This window comes from Bathymodiolus azoricus thioautotrophic gill symbiont, assembly GCF_001298715.1.
In the GTDB taxonomy this organism is placed as follows: Bacteria; Pseudomonadota; Gammaproteobacteria; order PS1; family Pseudothioglobaceae; genus Thiodubiliella.
Genome location: NZ_CDSC02000063.1, coordinates 1 through 1,585, shown reverse-complemented (window position 1 = coordinate 1,585; position 1,585 = coordinate 1). Strand labels below are relative to the sequence as shown.

Sequence of the window (1,585 nt, the reverse complement as noted above, 5' to 3'; positions counted from 1 at the left end):
GTACAAACTGCCTTTATTTTTTCGACAACTATAGCTATCATTAATAAAGCACTTTTCAATATCGCCATAAATTGCCCGATAGATTAGATGATGCACCACTCTATCGGAAAAATCAGCAGCAAATATTTCACGCTTAACAGGTTTATTAACCATAAACACGACTGAGGGCTTAGGCTGGTAAGTTCGGTGATAAATTTGCTCAGCTAATTCTATTAATTTAACGTCATAATCGAGCTCAAACTCTAATTGATTTTGAGTATTACGCTTGTGCTTTCGCGCATCATAATAAGCCAAATGCAATTGATGGGTTAAATTATTAAAATCAGTGTCATTAATCATGTCTAGCTATTTAATAACCATTTCAGGCTAAAGCCATGAAATGGTAAAGTGACAAAAGTGTACAAATGAATCAAAGTGTCGCGTTGCACTTAATCCATAATGCAACGAACACTAGAGCCCTTGGCACGATCATCGCTGTCGAAGTGCGCATTGCCACTATCGACGAAAAAATGGCGACCATCCGTGCCACCAGCAGACCGACTCCACAAGGAGGCGATAGTGCTAATAGTGTTAAGCGCGCCATTCGCACGATAGCGGTAGCCAGCACCTGGGATTTTGAGGAAGCTAGAGAAGGCTGTGGCACTGTTAGTAATGGCTGTAGTGGCATTAATGGTATCAGCCTTTAATTCTGTTTCGGTCGGCACACTAAAGCCTGCTGGACAAATGTCATTCGTTCCTGCATTTATCCAAGCACTGGTTCTACTACTGCCAGTACTGTCTGCAGTCGTCCAATCATAAGGTGTGGCGTTAGTAGTAACAAAGGTGTTTGTTCCCGGAGTGATGGTGGTTGCCATCGTTGTTGTTGTGCCTGAAGTGCGCGATTCGTGTCCGTCTGTTGCCCTACCCCATTGGTACAAGTCACCATAAGCAGCACTGTCTGTTCCTGAAGTTGCCACTTGGGTTGCACCTAGGTTTCTATCTAGCCAAACTCTGCCTGTGTTAGGTGAGGTAACTAGTGCGTAAGTGAGCCCACGAAACAAACCGCCTGTAAATGCTGATATACCACCTGCGCTATTTTCTTTTTCAATCATTATTTTATTAGTACGCTCTACCCAAGCAAACTCGCCTAGGTCCACCTTACTGCTGGCTTTAAAGACTTTGTCGGAAATTTTAAAGTTGGTGATTTTTTGCTTATCACCCAACGGCAGTTTTACAGTGAGCCTGCCATAGCTTGTGGCATTCATGGTATTGTTGTTTTCTTGACCGAGCTCAAAACTCACTGAAGGAGTAAGCTCAATCTCTACCCCTAAGATATTACCCTTGATATTGGCACCTGCTTTAGCATCCCAATGATAATAAGTGCCTTTGATTTTAGCCCAAGGCAGGTAAGGGGCTTGACCGCTGAGCTTGACATCATAACCTGCTAAGGCTTCTTCTACACCGTTAACGGTTTTTTTGTCTGAGAGTGGGTGATATTTATTGATATTAGCACTAAAGTTAGAACGCTGGTATTCCAAACCAAGACTCAAGCGCTTGTGCTTAGACTGGGTCTCATAGTCAGTAAAAAGGTTAACCCCTGCGATAG

The 1,585-nt window shown here is 43.1% G+C and carries 1 protein-coding gene and 1 pseudogene; both read right to left on the bottom strand.

Going from position 1 to position 1,585, the window contains the following annotated elements; translation table 11 throughout:
- A pseudogene (locus tag BAZSYMA_RS01210) lies at positions 1-339 on the bottom strand (hypothetical protein); the annotation flags it as partial.
- Between the two features lie 89 nt (positions 340-428).
- Positions 429-1,585 (bottom strand): inverse autotransporter beta domain-containing protein (locus BAZSYMA_RS01205; RefSeq protein WP_195910035.1); only part of this gene is annotated, 1,157 nt, incomplete at its 5' end.